The following is a 21,728-nucleotide window of genomic DNA, read 5'->3' on the forward strand; positions in this document are numbered from 1 at the left end:
TCCGACCACCCCGTACCGTCCGCCGCCTCGGCGAACGCCTTTCACCGCCCGTCCGCAGCGAGCCCCCGCTGACGCGAGAACTCGACGAACATCCCTGGCGAGGACATCACCGTCACTCCACCGACCACACTCAACCCGCACTCCCCTGCACGCACGGCACCCGCCGCCACGTGCAGCGCCACCAGTGACGACGAGCACGCGGTGTCCACCGTCAACGCAGGTCCTGCGAAACCGAAGGTGTAAGCGATACGGCCGGACATGACACTGGGCGAGCTTCCGGTGAGGAGGAAGCCGCTCAGGTGCTCGGGAGCTTGGTGGCGGCGGGGCCCGTACTCCTCAGCGGTGGCGCCGATATAGACGCCGGTGTCGCTGCCGCGTAGGGATGTGGGGTCGATTCCGGCGTGTTCGAACGCCTCCCACGTTGTCTCCAGCAGCAGCCGCTGCTGCGGGTCCATCGCCAACGCTTCGCGCGGGGAGATGCCGAAGAAGCCGGCGTCGAAGGAGGCGGCGTCGGCGAGGAATCCGCCGCGTCCCACGGGAGCAGGCCCCCAGCCACGATCGGTGGGGAAGGCTGAGATGGCGTCTCGGCCGTGGGCGACAAGATCCCATAGTTCGTTGGCAGAGGACACATCGCCGGGAAACCGGCAGGCAAGGCCGACGATGACCACCGGGTCGTCCTCGGCCGCGCGCCGGACGTCGCCCCGCGTGGGGGTGGCCCCCGCGAAGAGCAGGCTGTGGAGATGGGTTGCCAGGGCACGGGGGGTGGGGTGGTCGAATACCAAGCCGGTGCGGAGGGGAAGTCCAGTGCCGGCCAGCAGGGCGTTGCGCAATTCGACGGAGGCCACTGAGTCAAGGCCGAGGTCCCGAAAGGCTGCCTCCGGATCGATGTCGGCACTGTCCACGCCGAGGACGTGTTCGACCTGGCGAGTGACCAGAGCGAGGAGGGCTGCGATGGGCTCGGGGTCGGTGGCGAGGCGCTGCCGGAGGGTCTCTACCCGGCCCGGCTCTCGTGCGGGCTCGCTCTCGCGCCGAATGTCGAGCCAGTGCCGGGTCCGTTGAAAGGCGTACCCGGGCAGGGGGACCCGGTGGGCTCCGCAGCCGTCGAACGTCCTTTGCCAGTTGACCTCGCAACCGTGGCTGAAGAGTTGTCCAACCGCTGTCAGCAACTGCTGTGTTTCTGGCCGGTCCGTCCGCAGAGCGGGCAGGGCCAGGGCGTCCGGGCGGGTCTCGGCGACGGCACCGGTGAGTGCGGCTGTCGGGCCGATCTCCAGGAATGCGGTCGCGTTGCTGTGCTGTACGGAGTCGGCGAAGCGCACCGGTTGTCGCACATTGCGCACCCAGTACTGCGGCGATCCGATGTCCTCTGCGGTGACCTGCGTCCCGGTCACGGTGGAGATCATGGGAATCTGTAGCGGGTGGAACGACAACTGCGCCACAGCCTCCCGAAAGCCGGCCAGTATCGGGTCCATCAGCGGTGAGTGGAACGCGTGGCTGACGCTGAGCCGCGTGGTGCGTCGACCTCGGCCTCGTAGTTCGCTCACCGTCTGCGCAACAGCGCTCTCCGCCCCGGAGACGACGACGGAGGTCGGTCCGTTGACGGCGGCGACGACTGCGTTCCGTCGGCCCCGAAGGAGGCTCGCGACCTCGTCCGCAGATGCCTCAACGGCGACCATAGCGCCTCCGGCGGGAAGGGCGTCCATCAGCTGTGCGCGTGCCGCGACCAGGGCGCAGGCATCCCCCAGTTCGAGTACGCCGGCCAAGTAGGCAGCCGCGACCTCGCCCACGGAGTGGCCGATCACCATGTCCGGCCGTACGCCCCAAAATTCCAGCAGTCGGGCTAGGGCCACTTGTACCGCGAACATGGCGGGCTGGGCCCAACCCGTCCGGTCCAGCCCGCGGCCCGAGTCGATGACATCGACGAGTGAACGCGGCAGCAGAGGGTCAAAGTGACCGCAGATCTCATCAAAGGAACGGGCATAGGCCGGATAGGCGTTGTAAAGTTCGCGGCCCATGCGGCGGCGCTGGCCACCCTGTCCGGTGAGGACCAGGCACAGATGGACGTCGGAGGAAGCAGCCGGGCCCGCACCGGGCAACTCGCGGAGGGCTTCGGCCATAATCTGCGGGTCCCTGCCGACGACGACGGCTCGGTGTGCGTGCACGGACCGCCCCGTCGCCAGGGACCAACCGATGTTCACGGGGTGCGGCTCGGCGGTACCGCTCACCAGGGCGGATAGCCGGTCCGCCTGGGCGCGCAGAGCAGACTCGGTGTGTCCGCTCACCACCCAGGGCACAGCGGGCGGCGAAGCGGTGGTGGTGCGGGGCTGCGCATTGCGGTCGCCCTCCGCGAGGATCAGATGGCAGTTGGCGCCGCCCATACCGAAAGAGCTGACGCCCGCCACAAGACGCCGTTCGGGGTGCGGCCACAGACGCGACCGAAGCGGGAGATCCAGCCCGAGGTCGGCGAGGGGGATGTCCGGATGGGGCGTCTCATGGTGCAAGGTCGCGGGGATGGTGCGATGGCGTAGCGCCAGCACGGTCTTGACCAGGCCGGCCACACCGGCGGCGGCTTCGAGGTGACCGATGTTGGTTTTCACGGAGCCGACCAGGAGCGGGTCGTCGGCACCACGCAGCACTCCCAGCTCGGCGCCGAGCGCAGCGGCCTCGACGGGGTCGCCAACCGGGGTGCCTGTCCCGTGGAGTTCGACGTACTGGATGTCGCCGGGGGTCACTCCAGCGGCTTGGCGTGCACGGTTGAGCACAGCTCGCTGCGCATTGACGTCGGGTGCGGCGAGGGTTCCCTCACTGTCGTGGCTCATCGCCGACCCCAGGATGACTGCCAAGACGGTGTCGCTGTCGGCGAGCGCGGCGGCGAGCGGTTTCAACAGGAGTGCGGCGGCTCCCTCTCCCCGTACGAACCCGTTGGCCCGAGCGTCGAAGGTACGGCAGATGCCATCAGGTGAGAGTCCGCCCCACTCGGCCAACATGCGCGAGTTCTCCGGGCCCAGCAGCAGATTGACGCCCGCAGCGACGGCCAGTTCACACTCACCGCCGCGCAGGCTCGTGCAGGCCAGGTGGACGGCGACCAGCGAGGACGACTGACCGGTATCCACCACAAGACTCGGTCCGCTCGCACCCAGGGCGTACGACAGCCGATTGGCGATGGCACCGCGATGGACTCCGGCTGTGGTGTAACGGGTGAACCTGTCGGGGCTCGCAGCTCGTACGAGGGAGGCGTACTCGTCCCACATGGCACCCACGAACACGCCCAGCCGTCCGCTGCCGTCCGGTCGGACGCCAGCATTCTCCATAGCCTCCCAGCCCACTTCGAGGACAAGTCGCTGCTGAGGGTCGGTGGCGTCGGCCTCTTGCGCGGTCATTCCAAAGAAGGCGGGATCGAACAGGTCGACATGGTCGAGGAATCCGCCGCGCACACAGTCCATAGAATCGCCCCTGCGTTCGGCGGGGGCCGTGCTGACCGTGTCAGCGCCGACGCTCAACAGGCGCCAGAACTCGTCGGCGTCAGATGCACCGGGAAATCGACAGGACAGACCGATCACGGCCACGGCCTCGCCCGCCGATTCGACGCCGCCCGTGGTGTCACTCATCGCTCCCCCATCACTGAGGTAACCCGGGACAGAGAAGTTGGCCTCTGCCGCCCGGTCTATGCACCTGCCGAAGCTCCCGATTGTTCAGAGACCCGGTCCTACCACCATGACGGAGGCTCAACACCATGACTACCGAACGTACGTCGAACACAGAGACAGCTACACCCAGTCAGCATCGGGCCCGAGCGAACGGCACTTCAGGGACAGGGTGAAACCGACCTCAGCCTCGCCGTAACCACCGCCGCCGCAAGCCTCCTCACAGCGACCCCCTCTTCCGCGCCATCTGGCCCACCGACATCACCGTCGTCCTCGGTCGGAACATCGCCGGCTACATCGGCATCGCCCTCGTACCGCTCCCGTTCCTCGGCCATCGAGCGACAGGAGCTGCCCTCGCCGTCGTACCCCTGCTCTGCGCAGCCGCCGGCTGGGGCCCGGTGGGCACCCGGAACCATGGGCCTGGCTCCTGCACCCAGGAGACTCAGTCCCCGCGCTAGACACTGGCCCTCGGCACACTCGCAGCAGGCATCACCGCAACACTCATCCGCCCCCACTGGTTCTCAGCGCCATGCGATAGAAGCCCGCGAGAGGTCGTGGAGCAGTCACCCAAGCAACTGTTGTCCCGGTACGAAGCAGGCAGACCTGCTGGAGGAACCATGGTCCACAGTGAGGCGTTCAGCGCTCACGTCCCCGTTTTCACGCATATGGTGCGGACCGAGAGTCAGCGGGCCTGGCTCCATGACCTGCCCAGCCTCGGCGCGGAGTTAGAGCGGCGGTGGGGCATCACTACGTCGGAACCTTTTCGCTCCGGGACTTCCGCCTGAGTGGCGCCGGGCGCAACCCAGGACGGGCGCGAAGCCGTACTGAAGATCGTATGGCCGCATCCCGAGGCCGCATCCCTACGCCACTGGGCGGGCCGGGGTGCTGCCGCACTGTACGCGTTGGACACCGAACACTTTGCCCTGCTCCTGGAGGCCTGTTCGCCCGGTACCGCGCTCTCCACCGCAGGGCTCGCCCGGAAGAGGCCCTGGCGGAGGGCGCCCAGGTGCTTCATCGGCTGTGGAGCGCGGTCCCCTCACGGGGATGTCGGCCCTGAGAGCATCACCGATGTCGCCGAGAAGTGGTGTCTGGAAGCCGAGGAGCGGTAACGGGAGTTCCGGCCGTCGTTCGACCGTGCCTTGGTCGGCAAGGGCCTGGGCCTGCTGCGATCGCTGCCCCTCAGTGCCACTCGGAACGTGGTGGTGCATGGAGATTTCAACCCTGGCAACATCGTCCGGGCGAACCGTGAGCCGTGGCTCGCCATCGACGCCAAGCCAACGGTCGGGGACCCGGGCATCGATCCCAAGCCCTTGGCGGCCCAGGTGGACCATCCCTTCGCCCGGTCGAATCCGGCGGCGGTGCTGTGACAGCGGTACGCGCTCGTTGCCGACATCGTGGGGGAACCCGCCGAGCGGCTGACCGCATACGGTTGCCTTGCGCTCACATCCATCCCAAGAACGACGACACTCGTCCGCACCGTAGGCTCAGTTCATGCCGACCGAGGACCGCCCGCAGAACACCGTCAAACACTGGCAGGACTGCACGGACGCGTACGACTTCCTTGAGCAGATTCGCTTGAGGCCCGGCATGTGGCTGCCCGGTGGCTCGCTGGAACACTTGCAGGCCATGCTGCTCGGGTATCAGGTCGCCGTCAGCGTCCACTCAGCCCATGAGGAGTTCAGCTTCTGGAGGTTCAACCAGTGGCTCAAGGAACACCTCGGCAGCAGCGCGTCATACAGCTGGGCAGCCGACATCGAACGCAGTACCCCCGAAGGCTCAACTCCCGTATCAGAGTTCTTCCGGCTCCTGGACATCTACCGGAGCGAGTCCAACTGAAAACCAACTCTGGTTCGCAGCCCGCAGATCAGTCAGCCGCGGGCAGGCTGTGCCCCCAGTCACCACAGACACCGGAGCGGAAGAAGCGCGACGGCGCAGCTCAAGCGGGTAACTGGAAGGGCGTGCCATGGCTCAATCCATTCACGGAATCGACTCTCCATCGAGCCCGGAACGGTTCACTCGCAGTTCAGGAGGACGGTGCGTCCAGGTTCGGCTTCCGCCTCACCTCAGTCACGGACACGCTCTCGTCTTCGGGGGCGCCGAAGGGTTCCGCGATCACGCCTGTTCCGGTGCCGATGACTTCCACTGCCAGGCCGGAGCCCATGAACCGAAGGTCCACTCGGGCGCGCGGGTCGCCGCCGAGGTCGGGCATCTTGTGGATGCGGTCGGTACGGTATCCGGCGGCGACAATGGTCTGCTGAAGTGTGCTGTAGGTGGTGTGCGGCTCTCCGGCTGCTGTGGTGGTCAGGCGCTCGGCGTGCTTGGCGGCGGCGCACTTCTCGATTTCGCCGAGTTCGACTTCCTGTGGTGGGCCGGACTGCATGGGCTTGTCGGGCATCTCACCTGACTCATCGACGGGGATGGGTATGTCGCCGTTCGCGTCAGGTGTCCCGGCGGGCTTGTCGGTGCGGGGGGTTACACCGCTGGGGATGCCGCCGGGCAGTGTCCGGGGATCTGGTGCGGCGCCGCTGCCGCTGGGGGCGTCGGGGGAGCATTGGCTCGCGAACTTGTTGAGGATGTCGAGGAACTGCTTCTCGGTGGGCTGCCGGGCGGGTGAGGCGGAGACCTGGGAGCCGACCGGGGTGGTGGATGTGGATGAGGCTGTCTGGGTGCCGCAGGCGGTCAGGGCGAGGGAGCCCGCAGCCGCTATGACGACGGAGGCAGTGAAGCGAATTGATGGCATAGATTAATCTTTGCCAGACGCTCACATGGGGCACATGAGCATGCGTACTCATAGCTTGATCACGGGCCAAAAGTAGTCGTCGAGATCTGTGGACCGATTGATCTCAGTCTCGTTGTGATGGCTTGGTTTCGACGAGTTCGGTTTCGAAGCCGTCATCGTTCTCCAGGCACGGCCCCGGCGAAGTTACGCTCTGCCCGGTTTCATGATGGTTGATGAGATGTCGTCAACGGCGCAAGCGTCCCGTGGTGGAGTAGGTCGCGGCGGGGCGTGGGCCATGCCGGCCCATCCGGCGAGGCGGATCGTGCTGATGGCCAGGTTGCGGAAGCCGGCCGTCGCCCGCGAGCCGCACCGGTCCCGACCTGGGAGTCGTCCTCGGTGAAGGTGACGTCCGGGTCGGAGCCGCCACCGTACACAACCTGCTGTTCCTCGGAGCCCGCCTGACCCTTCAGATCAAGCGTCGCCGCACCGACCGCAAGACCGGCCGGACCACGCTCACCACCACCTACGCGGTCATCAGCCTGACCGCCGAACAGGCCGCCCCGGTGCCCGGTGTGACGGTCGATGAGCCGACGACCGACCGCGCGGTCCAGTGCATCACCGTCGACGCGGGGCTGGAGGTCGGCGAGAAGACGAACGAGATCACCTGCTTCCAGCCATTGCTGGACACCGTCGCCGATTGGGCCCGGTCCGGAGCTGTGAGGCGTCCTCGGTGAAGGTGGTGTCGCGGATGTGGTGCAGCGATTCGATCGGTGTTCCGGGTGCGGCCCTGTAGCGGGATGTCCCGCCGGGGTGTGCCTTGCGGCTCCGGCCTGGGCACGGTGTGGTGAGTGGTCGAGCGCAAGAACGCCTGGATCCACGGTTTTCCGCTGGGACATCCACGAGGCGCTCCTGAAATTGGCCTGCTGCGTCATCACCTACAGACGCGTCAGAGCATGGTGTTAGCTCCTCCTAGTCCTCTTCCTCGCGGATCGTCATCCAGGCGTGGCCGGGGCCTGCGTACCGCGGAAAGCACCCGGGGCCGAGGAGGACGATCGGGATGATGGCCAGGACGGCGGTCAACAACGCCCACCCGGTGAGGGTGCCGGTCAGAAAGAGCATGGCCAGCAGTACGGCTGGCAGGAGTGCCAGCAGTTGTTTGGGGGTCCGGGTGCCGTCGTAGCGGGAGGGGCGGGGTGGCGGGGCGACTGTGCGGCCGGGGTCGGTCTGCAGGAGAGGGGCGAGGCGTTCCCTGAGGTAGGGGACCCATTCGTGCTGGCCGGTGCGGCCCCACAAGAGGTGGCCGCTGTCGGTCACCAGCACCGCGGGCATGACTTGCCACGACCCTCGCTGGAAGTGCCTGTCGTAGATGGGTTCCCAGTTCTTGGGCCAGCACAACCAGGCGTCCTGTCCGACGGCATGGGGTACGGAGTCCCAGAGGTGGCGGAGGCCGGTTTCGTGGACGGTGGTGTCGTCCATGTGGCCGAAGCGGAGCTCTTCCCTGGGTTCTCCATCGGGATCGGTCTCGTGCGGTGTCAGTGCCAGGTAGTGCTCGTGGACATCCTTGAGGGGGGCGCGGGAACCGCGCGGGCGGAGGTCTGCCACGGCGGCGTCGACGTGTACGCGTATCGCGCGTACCTTGCCCCTGGCGGCATCGTCGCGCACCTGGGTGAACGGGGCTTGGACCGTCCTGCCGATCAGGTCGTGCATGAAGTAGGTGAGGACGAGGCCGAGGAGTCCAGCGAGGACGGCGAGCGGAGCGATGGAGGCTTCGATGCTGTTGGGCAGGTCGCCTTCGGGGGACATGGTGAGGCTCGTCGCCGCCAGGGCGGCGAAGAACGGTGTCCACAGGGTGAGATACCGGGAGGCAGCCGCCCCCGCGTTCCGCTTCACCAGGGGAAGCTTCGCTGGGATCGGCGGCGGGTCCTGCCGTGCCGTGTGCGTATCGGTACCAGGGGTGCTGCTGGCCGGGGCCGGGCCCGGTACGAAGTCTGCGGCATGGGAGACAAGGGCCCACGCGACCGCGAACACCACCGCGAGGCCCAGTGGCACCAGGACGCTCCACCGCGGCGCCGGCTCGTTCCAGAACACGACGACCATCAAAAAGGCGACACCGAGCGAGACGAACGCGGCCCCGCCGAGCCGAGTTGCACGGGCCGTGGCACAAGTCCGCGTTCCCGCCCGCGCCACCACCCTCCCTCCACACGTCACGTTGAGCATGCCGGGACATGAGCAGGTCTGACCTGTTTCTTGCACTTTCCCCCCACATGAATACGCGCCCCGTCGGGGGCGTCCATGCAGAATGCCCGCGGGAGACGTCTCCGTCCAGGGCTCGGTTCCCGAGTCGCGGGAACACGTGCCGCCACCAAGGGGCGTGACGTACTTGCATGGCTGACACACCGTCATATCATGGGCAGTCCTCTCGGCGACCCCCGGCCCGGGCTTCCAGGGAAGGCGCCGACGCGGTCGAGGACGTGGCGGCGGAGGGTGGTGGCGGGACGGATGTCACGCAGGCGCAGTCTCACCAGTCTGCGGAGAGTCCTCCACGTAGGCGGCGCACAGAGTTGAGCCGCCTACGCAACAGTGCGTCAAGGCTCCCGGGCCGCAGTCGCGGGAGGCACTCCCGCGGCCCCAACCAGAGCCCGGCCCGCGCGGCCGGCCCCGCTCCCGGTCTCCGTGATAGAGGCGAGCAGGAAGGGCAGACATGCCAACCTCGGGCTGGAGTGGGCAAAAGGTTGCGAGCGTATGCGGTCACCCCGGGCCTACCGTTCAAGCTGAGCATCATCGATCCAGCGTTCAAACACGCTGGCTCCCAATTGCTCAAGTGCGCGGTCTGCCGGCAGGTCGCTCCGCAGGGTGTGACTTGCAGGGGTACAAATGGCCGCGAAGCATCCGTCGGCGAAAGCCGGGTCGCCGCGATGCACACTGCTGAACGTCGGTTCCCGTCGTCCGGTAAGGCAGCCTCGGTTTCCCCGGCTCGGGGCCCTTTTTGGAGAACACCTCGTTGAAAGGCTTGGCCTCCGAGAGGTCGGATCGGACCACTTCGTTCTGCGTCTCAGCATTGACCTTGCCAGAGGCTACGCGGACCGCATCTCGGTAGTGCTGTGCCAGGGGCCGCGGGCCGCGTCCCGCCTTCGCGCTCCCGAACACCAACGTTCAACCAGCCCCTGAGACTTGCTGGAACTCTGTATCCCGCCTCTACGACCCACACCGACTCAACTTGCGACGCGAGGGCCGCGCACTGCTGAAACGACAGACGGAATCCGCCCGCCACTTCATCTGCGACCGCCTGCCCACAGACTACGGGCCGACAACCTGGCACCAGGCAAGGGGAGGGTGATCCGGCGCGGGGCACGTCACCACACCGTCTCCCGCGACAACGACGGCACTCTGAGCGCCCTCTCCGCGCGCTGCACCCACCCCGGCTGCCTCGTTCGCTTCAACGACACGGAAGGCACCTGAGAATGCCCCTGCCACGACTCCCGATTCGCCACCAACGGCGGCGTCCGCCAAAGCCCCGCCACCCAGCCGCGCAAACCGGCCCACCTCGCACCTACCGAGTAGCCGGCACCCGACATTCGTACCGTCCTGGACCCACACGGTGAAGGAACGAGATACGTCTGACCGAAGGACGCGTCCGGGGCGTCGTGCACGGCGGTATCGGCCAGACCGCTGAGGTTTGGAAGGGCGTGGTTCTCCGGTAACGCCAACATGCTGGCCCGACGCACTGTCACCGCGGCCACCAAATGACCCGGCGGCCCTTCCGCACCTGAACCTCGGACGCCTCCGCTCCCCTACTGCCCAAGCTGTGATCCCCAACTCGGCGTCCAACGGCCCGTCCTCGTCCGCTTTGGCCCAGGCCCGTTGTCGACGTCACCCGTTGGATGTGCGCATGAAAGCCATGCCCCGGGGCACTCGGGAGCGGTGGGCTCATATCGCGGGCCCGCTCTAGGGGAGGACACCGTGACCTTGTCACAGATACTCAGGCGCGGGCAGACCGGCAGGTCCACGGCTCGGTCGGCGGAGAAGGAAACCCTGACGGCCGCGGGGCGAGCGGGCTTCATCGCCCGTGGCGTCGTATACGTACTGATCGGCGTGCTGTCCATCCGGATCGCCGTCGGGAGCGGCGGCCAGGCGGACCGGCAGGGCGCACTGCATGAGATAGCAGTTCAGCCCTTCGGGAAAACCATGCTGTGGGCGTTGGTTGTTGGCTTCGCCGCCATGGCGCTGTGGCGCGGCTCCCGCGCCGTTCTCACCAGAGGCCATCATCGCAAGCCGGGTTCACGGGTGGTGGACGGCGGCCGGGCGATCTTCTACGGCGCCGTCTGCTGGGGTACGGCCAAGTACGCCGCTGGAGGCGGCCAGAGCAACGGCAACGCACAGTCACAGGACTGGACGGCATCGGCACTTAAACTGCCCTATGGCCAGGAGTTGGTGGGTGCTGGGGGTTGCCTTCTGATCGGCATCGGCACGGTACTGGCCGTCAAGGCAGCCATGCGCCGGTTCCTACGGGATCTTGACACCGGCGCTATGAGTCACCGTACGAAGCAGGTCGTCACCGCCCTGGGTGTGGGCGGGGGCGTGGCACGCGGCATGGTGTTCGCCGCGGCCGGGGTCTTCATCCTGGTGGCAGCCATCCGCTTCGACCCGCAAGAGGCGAAGGGCATGGATGCGACGCTCCGTAGCTTTGCGCAGACGCCTGCTGGGCCATGGCTTCTGGTCGCCGTGGCGATCGGCCTGATTCTCTTCGGTGTCTTCTCCTTCGCCTCCGCTCGCTGGCGTCGCCTATGACGGGAAGCGGACCGCGCGGGCACGTCACCGAGTAGAAGGCATCCATGAGGCGTCCGGCTCGGGCAAGGTTGGCGGCCCACGCCAGCAGCGCACCGTTCACCAGACCTAGCCCCAGCCCTGGGACGAAGGAAGGCGTCTCCAGCGAGATTCCCGAACGTGCGATCGCCGACACCGTACGAGCACAGCGCAACCAGGAGGGCTTCCATCTCGTGAACCCGTCGTGGCGGTGCCGCGGACTCTGGTGATGCTGTTGGAAGGCCAACTGCTGCGGGTGGAGGGTGATCCCCGAGTCGAGGGGTATCGGCGGCCCGGTTCTCCAGCAGAGAGCCCGCTCACTGGTGGCCAGCTCAACCCCCGGTAGACCGGCTGGCCCCGGCTGCGCCACCCGCGGCCTTCTACCGCCCGAGGCAAATGAACGAGTGGTCCCCGCGCATGCGGGGATGTTCCCGCAACCTGCGGGCGCCCGTCACATGCCGTAAAACGTCCCGCTCGACCGACGACCAACCGTGCCGCGTCACTCGCCTGTTGAGGCTTCTTTCGCTTGACGCTCCTATGACGCTCGGGGCCTGGAACTCGCCGCAACTGCGCGCACGAAACAGTCTCTGACCTGCACCTATAGGCAATCACACCCAAGTCGAACTCTTTCCTATGACGCACCACGTGGAGTGCGTGGCGATTCTGGAGCCGGTGAAGAAGGACGCCTGGGTGTGCGGGGTCGCGGCGTTCGCCTGAGGAACCACCCCGGAAATACGCTCCGGCACGCACCCCGCCGTCCCGGTTCGCCCGGAGGATCGCATCCGGGCGAACCGTCCCGCCGTACGGACCGTGTGTCGGTTCCGGTCTGTTCAGGAGGCGGGGTGTTCTCCGGCGGCCTCGCGGATCCGGGCACGTGTGGTGTCGGCTTGTTCCTGGATGTGCTGTTGTACGTGGGCGGGGACGCCCTGGTCCTGGAAGTGGGCGGTGAGGCTGTCGAGGGTGTTCTCGGCGCGTTCGAGGTCGCCGGCCTTGGCGTGGACACCGGCGAGGCGGCGGAAGGCTGCGTTGAGGGTGAGGTTGTCGAGGCCGGTGTCCTGGTCGGTGCGGGAGGTGGTGATGGCTTCGGTGAGCTGGGTGACGGATTCGGTGATGTCGGGTTGGCGGATCTGGAGGCGTCCGTCGCCGATGGTCTGGAAGTGGCGCCCGGCGTTCGCGCCCCGGGCCAGGCGGGCGTAGGCGGTGAGCGGGTGGTCACCGTGACGCTCGATCACTTCCTGGAGGGCGTCGTTGCCGGTGGTGAGGTGGGGTGCGTCGGAGCCGAGGAAGGCGAGGAGGGTGCCCTGGTCGTCGCCGGTGAGGAGTTCGCCGACTTCCTGGTCGGCGCGGTCGAGGGGGGTGCGGATCCGGAGGGTGCGGGTGGGTGAGACGGTGCGGGCGCCGTCGAGGCCGCTGTGGACGGCGGTGATCTTGTAGGTGCCGGGTTCGGCGAAGTAGAGGCCGTCGCTGCCATAGCCGAGGTAGGCGGTCTCGTAGACGGCGGGGTTGGCTTCGGTGAGGGTGACGGTCCGCTCCTGGGGGCCGTGTCCGGCGCAGGCGCGGGCTATGGGGCGGAAGGTCCGGGTGCGGCCGTAGGGGTCGGTGATGACGATGGTGGTGCGTTCGCCCTTCGGGCCGATCGCCGCGGCTACGGTCACGTCCCCGCGTATCCCGGTGCGGGAGAGTTTGAGTTCGGCCATGACGGGTTCGCCGTAGCCGAAGAACTGCTTCCCGCCGAGCGAGAGGGCGAGGCCGGGGTCCTCGGCCCCGCCGGGTAGGACGAGCGCCTCCTGGGAGGGAGCGGGGTTGATGAGCGCGGAGTTGCCGCCGAAGTCGCTGCCGCCGGGAACGATGTGGCGGTGGAAGGCGTGGCGCAGATGGCGCAGTTCGTCGTCGGTGAAGGCGTAGGGGAAGTCCTGCCAGAAGTGCCGGGCGCCCGCGCGGTCACCGATGGCGTAGTTGCCCGGGTAGTTCATCCAGGAGAGGTCGCCGAGGCCGTTGTTCGGGCCCAGCGGTCCCGGTGGTGTGCTCAGGTGTTTGTGGAAGGAGTGGAACAGATTGAACACATGCCCCAGCTCATGGACGTAGGTGAACAGCTCGAAGGCGTCACCGATCGCGCCGCTGTCCCGCAGGTTGTCGTGGAAGATGGCCATGCCCTGGCGCTGGCTGCCGAAGAAGTCGAACATGAGCCCGGCGGCGTCGTAGGCGTCGGAGCTGCGGCTGGTGATGAAGGTCCAGATCTTCCACTGCTCCGCGTCCCGGTGCAGGCTGAAGTTGGCGGTCATGGCCGCGTGCAGCTCGGCAACGGACCACTGGAGATCGGCGCCGGAGGTGTCGGCCACCGTGTTGACCTGGCCCGCGTTCCTCAGCTCGACACCGGCCTCGGCGTAGGCGGAGGCCACGGTCAGCACCCGGTTCCGGTAACCGCGCGGGACGGTGCCCCGGGAGGTGTCATAGCTCTGGAAGGCGGCGGTGCCCGCCAGGGCATCGGTCTCCAGCTCCACCGACCGCAGCGCCGGACCCGCATAGTAGATGCCTGTGTTCAGTGTCTGACCGCCGCCGGGCGTGTCCAGAATGACGGTTCCGTTGCCCGTGCCGCCGTTCACAGCGAACCTCGGGACGAGGACATAGAGGAACGTCCGGGGGGAGTTGTTCGCCCACGACAGGTTGGACTGGGTGAGGGTGAAGTTGCCGGCGGTCGCCGAGACGAACAGCTCTGAGGTGCTACGGAAGGAGTCGGTCCAGGTGTCGCCGGTGAACAGGTCACCGCTGACCATGCCCAGCGCCCGCTCGCCCTCCAGGTCGACACGCAGCTCGATCCGCTGATTGCCGCTGGTGCCGGTCCACCGGCCGGTGGCCGGACGGTAGGGCGTGCGGAAGGGCTCGGGGAGCGCGCCCAGGCCCGGCACACCGAGCCGGTCCAGGCCACCGGATGCCAGGATTCCAGTCTTCCAGTTCAGCAGGACACCCTGGGTTCCCTTGATCAGCAGGCTCTGCCGGGTCCCGTCGGACGCGGGCTTGTACGCCACCACATGCTCCAGGCCGGACCGAAAATCCTCGGGTAACTGTGCCCAGCCCGCGCAGCCCGACGCATCCGGACCCTCGGTGATCAGCGCCTCCCGCACCACGCCGGTGGACCAGTTGAGGGTGAGGACCCGCGCGCCCTTGAAGAAGTACGTCTGCCGGGTGCCGCCCGCCCCGTCAGGTGCCGGGAACAGGGCGTCGATCTGCGAGCGGTAGCCGGCCGGGAGCGCGGTGCCCCAGTTCGCCAGCGCGGTCCACGGCCCCTCGCTCACGGCCCGCCCCTGCTCCCAGTCGTACCAGGTGCAGGTGTCACCCCAGAAGAACAGACTCTGCAGCGTCTCGCCGGGGCGGGACAGTATCAGCGCGCAGTCGCTCGCGTACAGCGCGCTGACACTGTTCAGCTTCGGCACGATGGCGTTGACCCAGTCACGAGTAACCAGGCGCTGCTCACTGATCAGGACACCGTCCGTGCCGCGCGCGAACAGCAGTCGCCACTCGCTACCCGCCGGGTACGCCTGTACCCAGTTGTAGCCCGTCGTCTTGTACCGCATGAATGCCATGACCTGTACTCCTCTCAGAGATTGTGAAGCCCGGCAGATGGTTCCGCCGATACGGGAGTCCGCGGACGCGTGGTACGCCCGGCGCAAGGAATCGCGTCCGTGTACGGCCCATGAGCTGTCCCGCCCGGTGCGGCGACCATGGCGTTCGTACCGGCCCTGCCGATCGCCCGCGCGAGGCCACCGCACGGACGCGGTCGCGGGATATGCCGTCGGCAGGGAGACAGGAGAGTGCCGGTTCCTCTCCCGCGCCGGCACCTCGACCGCCGCCGACCTCGCGGCGCCCGCCTCTCGCCGACTGTCACCGCGGTCACCAACATCAGCCCGCAGCCGACGGCGAGAGTCCGCCCCGGAGCAGCGGCCCCGCGGAACTCCCCGGGCGGTAGGCAGCGCCCGGCCCCTCCCTCGGCTCCTCGCCGTGCGAGAAGCCGAGGTACCGAGCGAACGGTCCGCCGCCGACCATCCACGGTGATGTGAGCGCCGACTGCCCGTACCGCACGATCGTCGTGCAGTCGCGGCTCCGCCCGCGGAGGAACCTCGGCGGAATCTGGTCGGACGCGGTCATGAGCCATCCCGTCTCCAGCGGTCCACACCGACACCGCGGGCGCGGCAGGGCGGAAGTCAAAGGGGGCATTGCACAGTCAGCGGGCCACCACGGGCACACTGCACCGGGGCGGGGGAAGGACCACAGATAGTCGAGCACACCCCCGACACGCACGGATATCGAACAGAGCATCAATGGCTCATAAAGGGTGAACCAAAAGGAATCCATGTCCGTGGTCCGCGCCGAATCACCGGCCCTCCTCCTGGCTGGAACGGGACTCCCCCGACCGCCACCGGGCAAAACGGACCGCTCCCTTCCCGGTGGCTGCGGGAATGACCCGGTCGCCGAAGAAGGCCGGTCACGGCAGACCGATGCGCCAGAGGGGACGAAACGTCCGCCGCAACGACCGGCCCCGTAAGGGAGTTGGCACCTTGCACCGGCACGACCGGAATACGGCGGCCGGTTGGAAGAGCGTGGGTGGGCCGATTGAGCCACCGCGACCGCCGGCAGGCGACGAATCCCGTCGAGCGTCCCGCCCGACTCTTGGGGAGGCACCCCATGTCCCCTGCCCGTGGTCCTTGGCGCGCTACCCGCCGGGGCCTCGCCCTGACCGGCCTCGCTTGGTGTTGACCTCGACGACGAAGAGGCGGCGGTCGATGCGGTGGTGGTGAAGACCGGTAAGTGCACCCCAGCGCAGTCCGGTGTGAAAGTCGAACAGGCACACAGTGCGCCAGGCGGGCGGAAGTTCGTCCAGGATGCTCTGGGCCCGGTCGACGGTGAACCACTGGGGGGTTTGGTACTGACGAAACGGGATTGGCAAAGGCCGGCCGCCGCCCAGTGTTCACGGCGCGGCGCTGCCCTCACCTTCGCCACGGATCCACCGCCAAGCAACCCCTGGCGAACAACACCAAGGGTCCGGACAGTCCCCGATTTCGCGAACCGGGGACCGTCGGCTGTACATCGCCACGCACAGCTGCGGCTAGGACTTGTCCGGCCGATCATGTTCGGAGCCAGATGATGAGAGCTGCGGCGGTCGCTGTCCCGAGGTAGACGTAGCCGCGTTTGTCGTATCGGGTGGCGACGGCTCTGGCGTGCTTGAGCCGGTTCGCGGACAGGGCTGTTGCTGTATGCCTTGTCCGCCGCGAGGCTGTCCGGCTTCCCTCGGGGCCTGCCCGGTCCGATCCTGGGGACGCGGATCTTCTCCAGCACCGGCCTGAACTGCGAGCAGTCCGCCCGCTGTCCAGGCATGACGATCAGGGACAGTGGGCGGCAGCGGCCATCCGCACTCAGGCGGAGCTTGGTGGTGAACCCGCCCCGCGAGCGGCCCAGGCCCTCACCGCCAGCACCACCTCCACCAGACGGGCGTGAAGGCTCTGCCACGCGGTTTCGCCCTGATGTTCTGCCGCCGCGCCCCCTTTTGAAGCAGGCAACGGTGATACTTCGGTGCGGGCGCCGGCGGCGTGCTGGTGCGCCCGCACGATCGTGGAGTCGACCGAGATGTCCCAGTCGGTCTCCCCCGCTGCGTCGGCCTCGGCCTGGACCTGCTGGAGCAGACGCTCCCAGGTTCCGTCGGCCGACCACAGGCGATGGCGTTCGTAGACCGTCTTCCACGGGCCGAACCGTTCGGACAGGTCACGCCACTGAACGCCGGTCCGAACCCGGTGCAGAATCCCGTCGATCACCTGCCGGTGATCCCGCCACCGGCCACAACGCCTGTTACTGACCGGCAGGAACAGCCGCAGCCGTTCCCACTCGGCAGCACTCAGATCACCCCGCCCCATGCCCACATCAGCGACAGGACCGGGAAGCAGTCACATGATCGGCCGGACAAGTCCTAGGCGCACGAGATGCCCTGCCGCTCGCGCACCAGCTTGCGGTGCAGCTTGACGGTGTTGGCCGACCGGTAGTGCGGCCCGGTGCCCCCGGCGAGCTGCAGCCCGCCCCGCGCGTGCTCGACCACGGTCTCGGGGCTCATCCTCCTTCGGAAACGAGCCCAGCTTCTGGTGGCACTTCAGCGCCAGGGCCAAGGCAGGCAGATGCTCATCGGACGCGTCCGCTCCCGCACCCACGCCGCTCCTCGGGCTTGCGGGTGAAGAAGACTTGCATCCCCCGCGCCGACATCAGCCGCATGAAGCGCGGATACGCGGTCCGTCGAACCGATGTCTGAGCGCCCAGCCGTTTCTACTTCTGACCGACACTCTCCGACTCTCACGCCAGGCATGCTGCCAGCAGTCGCCGATACTCGTTCCTGGACCTCACCTGCGCAGCCAAGGGGCGTGGCTGCAAGGCCCAGGGCACCCCTGGTCGTCATGAGCAAGATCGAATGAGACGGGACAGGTCAGCCCGGTTCGGCTCGCGTACCCTCCACTGACGGCGGTCGGGGTCGCGGGGGCGTCTCGAACCCGGGGCCCGAAAACCGGGCGGAGGACAGCTGGGCGTCCGCCATGCCGCGCATATGGACCAGGAGCGAGTCGGCGAAGCGCATCGCGTCACGGCGGACACGCTCGTCGTCCGTCACGCACTCCAGCTCACGGGGAAGTTTGCCGTGAGCGGCCACGGCGTGCCGCATGGCGACAGTCGCGGCCTCGTCGTTGAAGGCGTCAGCGGCCTCCTGCAACGAGCAGCCGCGTTCCTTCCACAGGATCAGGACCCCGTTGTAGGGGTCGGAGGTTGACAGTTCACGGGGGAAGCCGATCAGGTCGTTGGAGAACCCTGTATGGTCGACGACGGCCAGCCGCAGCTGGTTCCAGGCCGGCAGTCTGCGTACCGTCTCGGGTACGTCGATGTCGAGTCCGTACTCACCGAGATCGACGCTGACGGCTGTAGCGGACGAATGGCGCCGGTGATCGGGGTACTGCGCGAGCGTGAGTCCGGACCCGGTGTGCTTCACCACGCATTCCCTGAAGTTGGCGACGAAGTTGTCCTCCCACGACTGCCGGTACCTCTTCACCCATCCCGGTGAGCGCCCCGCCTCCATCCGGGTCAGGACATCGGCCAATGCCTCCGCCTGTCGGCTCTTCGGCTCCCCTCCGTTGATCACGTCGACAAGTGGGTCGACCGCCTGTCCGCACCGTCGGAAGTCCCCCGACGCGGTGCCCTCGCTCAGTTCCATGTCGATCCAGTACGCGAACGCGAACACACAGGCGGCGGTGATCAGCCGCTCAGGACTGGCCCAGGGATGGGCGAGCGCTGTCGTGTACGCCAGCCGCCCTCCCCCCACTTCCCACGCCTTGGCGTCGGTGAACAGCTCAAAGGAGTCGACCCACTCCCACATCGCGTCATAAGCCTGCCGGTAAAACGGATTGGGCTCGTGCGGCGGCATCGGCAGATAGAGCTTGGGCATGACCAGCCCGCGCAACTCGTCGGACTCGTTCATGGTCTTCCTTCCCGCTGGTAGTCGAAGCGGCACTGTCGTGCCGCGTAACTGTCAAGGGCCGAGTGGAGGTCTTCTCGTTCGAAGCCGCCCCAATGTTTGTCGCAGAAGCGCAAATCCGCGTGTCCTAGGTCCCACGCGGCATACCTGGACAGGCGTTGGGAGCCCCGGCAGCGGATGAAGAGGCCGGTCGGCGACTGCCGGCCGGTGAGCAGGGCGTGTTCGGCCTCGTGATGTCGCTGCCGGAGGCGCTGGATGTGACCTGTGAGAGAACCCGCTGCGTGAACGGTCACGACTCCAGCTTTATGTCCACGCTTGGGCTGTAGCGGTGGCTTTCATGGATGAATTCGATACTGCCTCCCAGGCAGAGGATGAGTTCATTGATGTAGTCCCTAGTGGCTGGGATATGTCGTTCGTGTGCGCCTGTGGACAGGTAGAACTGATCAATTCGGTCTCGAATTGACCGTAGCGTTTTCATGCGGGCATGCCATATGGAGGTGTAGTGGAGGACGGTTTCGTCGGGGGTGGCGGCCAGGGTGTGCTGGAGACTGGTGAAAGTGTTGGGGACGGCTTCGAAGCCTTGCTCCCGTTGCACGGATCCCAGATCCGTGACCATATTGATCAGATCGCACACCAGGAGCCGGACGTTTTCCATGAGGAAGCTGTCCAGAACGGCATCCGGCAGTACTGTCGGACTGAACAGTTCCACCAGGCCGACCCCGATCGGTGCTTGGCAACTTCGCAGCTTGTAGGTGCTGAACGTCGAATAATCGGGAACCTCACCTGTTTTCCGCAGTGCGATTTCCCAGAGGGCGGAACTCTGGTAATCGTGGAAGCAGCGCGAGAATCGCCGTTCCCAGCCCGGGTTTTGGAACTGCATGCGCGATGTGACCCAGAGTTCGAGGAGTGCCTCACCGAACGGGGATTTCAGGGACTCCGGCTCGATCAGTGAATCGGCATTCCGGGATACTAAGGCCCCCATGTTCCGGAGGAATGCCCGATGTTCAGGTGAGAGGCTGTTGTAAGGTGTCTCGTCCGTGTGCACATCGAGGGCAAACAGGAACACGACCCAGCGGGTCGCCAGAGACAGGTCGGCCAGCGAAGCGTTCGGGAAGGCCATGGACGCACAGCGTGCGTAACCGCATTCCACGCATTCCTGGAAGAATTTCTCGCTGCCCAGGATTCCGATGTCCCGTGCCCACTCAAGCGCCTGCTCCTGGACCTCGTCCACGTGCACGCTCACTGCGTGGGGTACGGGTCGCCGGCTGACGTCGTCCGGCCAAATCTCCTTCCAGGGACTCTCAGGCATGTGAATCCTCTCCGGGGCCGTCGTGCAGGAGGTGTGCGGTTGCCGGTACCCGGGCTACAGGTACGCGGTTGCCAGATGAAGGGCGGAAATGATCGCGGACCGGGTCAGGTGTGGTGCGGTGAAGAGTCCTCGGCCGTTCCACATCTCGGCGTACTGCGTGTCGTTGTCGTCGAGGTGGTGGCAGAGGTAGGCGTACGCCCGTGTCAGGGGTGAGATGTCCGTCGCCAGTCCGGCCTGTACGAGGGCATCGAGGGCGAGTACGGCGTATGCGGTTTCCTCGGGCTGTCCTTGAGCGGCTCCCCAGGAGCCGTTGGGATGCTGGGTTTCCCGCAGCCACTGTGCCGTCGTTTCCAGAAGTTTCGGTGTGGTGGAAGCCAGGCCGAAAGCGACGTGCGCTGTCGCGTAGTACGGGGAGGTATGCCACTTGTCGTACCAGTAGGCGCCGTCGATGCGTTGGTCGGCGATGTAGCCCGCTGCTTTCTCTATCTGGGGCGCATAGCGCTGTGGCTCGGAACTGAATGCTTCGGCGATCCGGGCATTGACCGCCACCGAGCCATCCCGTTCGAACTCGTAGCAGGTGAAGTAGCTGTCCCGTTCGAAGGTCAGCAGATGGGGCAGGTAGGGCGTGACGTCGGTGCCCGCCCGGTGGAGGATGGTCATAGCCATGGCCGTGTCGTCGGCGTCGGGGAGCGGGAAGGTCGCGCTCATGGTGACAAGGCCGTCGGTGTCGAGGATGTCGCGCAGCGTCGCCAGGTGCCGGTCGATGCCCACTGGGCGCAGGCCGGCCCGAACGATCGGGTAGAGGGCCCAGCCGAGGATGAAGATCTCGATGGGGGCGAGTTCGGGGAAGCCGCCGTCGGGGGACCGTGCGGCGAGGCGGCGCAGGAAGCGCTCGGCGGCGGGGTTGTCGCCGTGGTGGCACAGAGCCGCTGTGGCCGCCGGTGAGCAGCCGATGCTTCCGTCCTCGGCCTGGAAGCGCTCGGCCTGCCGGGCGAGGAGTTGCGGGCTGACGAGTTCGGCTGAGTACAGCAGGGGGGACGGCGCCTCGCTGGGCAGTACTGCGGGGAGCCTGCCGAGTTTGGCGGTGCGGAGTTGCTCGATGTCCGTGAAGCGCTCGGCCGGGAGATTCAGGCCCGCGCGGCGGCCCTGGTCCAGTAGGTACGGCACGGCCAGTTCGAAGGCGGACGTCTGGTGGGGGGAGGTGCGCCAGTCCTCGGAGTGTCCCCACAGGTAGTCGACGCCGGCCTGGACAGCGCTCTTGGCCCATGGCTCGTCGTACTGGCTCAGGGAGGCCACGGCGGCGAGGGTCGAGACCAGGCGGTCAACCGGTACGGGGAGTGTGCCGCCCCAGGAACCGTCGGCGTGCTGATGGTGGCGCAGCCAGTCAAGAGCCTGGGGAAACAGCGGGGTTCCGGCGACGTCCCGCAGACCGGCGATGAACGCGGTGTTGTAGGTGTTCGAGCTGGTGGGGTTGGAGTCCAGCGTGGCGAGGAGGTGTGCCGCGCGTTGGGTGAGATCGGGCGGTGGGATCATGATGCGGCCTTTGCTGGTCGTGAACTCGCTGTCGGCACCGATGGGGCTGACCTCGTGCTCAGTCCGGGCGAAGTACCTGTGGTTTCTGGGCGTTCGTCGGCTTGACAGGTCCCGCCGGTCCACCAGGGCTGGGAGACGACGGCAGATGGGTTGCGTTGGGTTCCTTGGGCGCCTGGCAAGCTCTTCTGGCGAGGCATGTCCGCACTTTCGTACGCGACACGGCCTGAC

16 protein-coding genes and 2 pseudogenes are annotated in these 21,728 nt (G+C 67.1%); 7 read left to right on the forward strand and 11 right to left on the reverse strand.

The features are described 5' to 3' along the window. Positions 1 to 41: 41 nt before the first annotated feature. A complete protein-coding gene (locus tag ACFXJL_RS31665) occupies positions 42 to 3,605 on the reverse strand; it encodes a type I polyketide synthase (RefSeq protein WP_384698170.1) in 3,564 nt (1,187 codons plus the stop codon). A gap of 821 nt (positions 3,606 to 4,426) precedes the next feature. Between ACFXJL_RS31665 and ACFXJL_RS31670 the strand changes: the two genes are divergently transcribed. The 3 genes from ACFXJL_RS31670 to ACFXJL_RS31680 all read left to right on the forward strand — a co-directional run bounded on the left by ACFXJL_RS31670 (position 4,427) and on the right by ACFXJL_RS31680 (position 5,477). Further along, positions 4,427 to 4,750, forward strand: coding sequence for an aminoglycoside phosphotransferase family protein (locus tag ACFXJL_RS31670; protein WP_384698173.1), 324 nt, complete (start codon positions 4,427 to 4,429; stop codon positions 4,748 to 4,750). A gap of 30 nt (positions 4,751 to 4,780) precedes the next feature. Beyond that, entirely contained in the window at positions 4,781 to 5,008 is a 228-nt protein-coding gene (locus ACFXJL_RS31675) for a hypothetical protein (RefSeq protein ID WP_384698176.1), read from the forward strand. 124 nt (positions 5,009 to 5,132) lie between these two features. Further along, the gene (locus ACFXJL_RS31680; protein WP_384644267.1) at positions 5,133 to 5,477 is read left to right on the forward strand and encodes a hypothetical protein; all 345 of its coding nucleotides are present in this window, start codon (positions 5,133 to 5,135) and stop codon (positions 5,475 to 5,477) included. A gap of 187 nt (positions 5,478 to 5,664) precedes the next feature. On the opposite strand, the gene ACFXJL_RS31685 is transcribed toward ACFXJL_RS31680, so the two are convergent. Beyond that, complete coding sequence (locus ACFXJL_RS31685; protein WP_384698180.1) at positions 5,665 to 6,381, reverse strand: hypothetical protein; 717 nt, start codon at positions 6,379 to 6,381, stop codon at positions 5,665 to 5,667. Positions 6,382 to 6,923: 542 nt separating this feature from the next. Here ACFXJL_RS31685 and ACFXJL_RS31690 point away from each other — a divergent pair. Then, positions 6,924 to 7,094: a hypothetical protein gene (locus ACFXJL_RS31690; RefSeq protein WP_384698183.1), complete on the forward strand. Its 171-nt coding sequence runs from the start codon at positions 6,924 to 6,926 to the stop codon at positions 7,092 to 7,094. A gap of 63 nt (positions 7,095 to 7,157) precedes the next feature. Continuing rightward, positions 7,158 to 7,323 (forward strand): annotated as a pseudogene (locus tag ACFXJL_RS31695) (IS5/IS1182 family transposase); the annotation flags it as partial. 6 nt (positions 7,324 to 7,329) lie between these two features. Here the strand turns inward: ACFXJL_RS31695 and ACFXJL_RS31700 are convergent. After that, positions 7,330 to 8,448, reverse strand: coding sequence for a hypothetical protein (locus tag ACFXJL_RS31700; RefSeq protein ID WP_384698186.1), 1,119 nt, complete (start codon positions 8,446 to 8,448; stop codon positions 7,330 to 7,332). 1,083 nt (positions 8,449 to 9,531) lie between these two features. Here ACFXJL_RS31700 and ACFXJL_RS31705 point away from each other — a divergent pair. Both ACFXJL_RS31705 and ACFXJL_RS31710 read left to right on the forward strand, forming a co-directional pair. Further along, positions 9,532 to 9,819, forward strand: a complete 288-nt coding sequence (locus tag ACFXJL_RS31705) for a Rieske 2Fe-2S domain-containing protein (protein WP_384644275.1) — start codon at positions 9,532 to 9,534, stop codon at positions 9,817 to 9,819. Positions 9,820 to 10,320: 501 nt separating this feature from the next. Further along, positions 10,321 to 11,148, forward strand: coding sequence for a DUF1206 domain-containing protein (locus ACFXJL_RS31710; protein ID WP_358880796.1), 828 nt, complete (start codon positions 10,321 to 10,323; stop codon positions 11,146 to 11,148). An 845-nt stretch (positions 11,149 to 11,993) separates the two neighbouring features. On the opposite strand, the gene ACFXJL_RS31715 is transcribed toward ACFXJL_RS31710, so the two are convergent. The 8 genes and pseudogenes from ACFXJL_RS31715 to ACFXJL_RS31750 all read right to left on the reverse strand — a co-directional run bounded on the left by ACFXJL_RS31715 (position 11,994) and on the right by ACFXJL_RS31750 (position 21,500). Beyond that, a complete protein-coding gene (locus ACFXJL_RS31715; protein ID WP_384698190.1) occupies positions 11,994 to 14,744 on the reverse strand; it encodes a hypothetical protein in 2,751 nt (916 codons plus the stop codon). 316 nt (positions 14,745 to 15,060) lie between these two features. Further along, complete coding sequence (locus tag ACFXJL_RS31720; protein WP_384698194.1) at positions 15,061 to 15,306, reverse strand: hypothetical protein; 246 nt, start codon at positions 15,304 to 15,306, stop codon at positions 15,061 to 15,063. Positions 15,307 to 16,283: 977 nt separating this feature from the next. Next, positions 16,284 to 17,066, reverse strand: a pseudogene (locus tag ACFXJL_RS31725) (IS5 family transposase). A gap of 53 nt (positions 17,067 to 17,119) precedes the next feature. Continuing rightward, complete coding sequence (locus tag ACFXJL_RS31730; RefSeq protein ID WP_384698197.1) at positions 17,120 to 17,260, reverse strand: hypothetical protein; 141 nt, start codon at positions 17,258 to 17,260, stop codon at positions 17,120 to 17,122. A gap of 363 nt (positions 17,261 to 17,623) precedes the next feature. Next, entirely contained in the window at positions 17,624 to 18,661 is a 1,038-nt protein-coding gene (locus ACFXJL_RS31735) for a terpene synthase family protein (protein ID WP_384698200.1), read from the reverse strand. Beyond that, entirely contained in the window at positions 18,658 to 18,951 is a 294-nt protein-coding gene (locus tag ACFXJL_RS31740; protein WP_384698203.1) for an undecaprenyl diphosphate synthase family protein, read from the reverse strand. The genes ACFXJL_RS31735 and ACFXJL_RS31740 overlap by 4 nt, the downstream gene beginning before the upstream one ends. Beyond that, positions 18,948 to 19,889, reverse strand: a complete 942-nt coding sequence (locus ACFXJL_RS31745; protein ID WP_384698206.1) for a hypothetical protein — start codon at positions 19,887 to 19,889, stop codon at positions 18,948 to 18,950. Before ACFXJL_RS31745 ends, ACFXJL_RS31740 begins: the two co-directional genes overlap by 4 nt. A gap of 132 nt (positions 19,890 to 20,021) precedes the next feature. Next, on the reverse strand, positions 20,022 to 21,500 hold the full coding sequence (locus ACFXJL_RS31750; RefSeq protein WP_384698209.1) for a prenyltransferase/squalene oxidase repeat-containing protein: 1,479 nt from the start codon (positions 21,498 to 21,500) through the stop codon (positions 20,022 to 20,024). Between the last annotated feature and the right edge of the window lie 228 nt (positions 21,501 to 21,728).

It is taken from the genome of Streptomyces sp. NPDC059256, from assembly GCF_042753785.1.
Classification (GTDB): domain Bacteria; phylum Actinomycetota; class Actinomycetes; order Streptomycetales; family Streptomycetaceae; genus Streptomyces.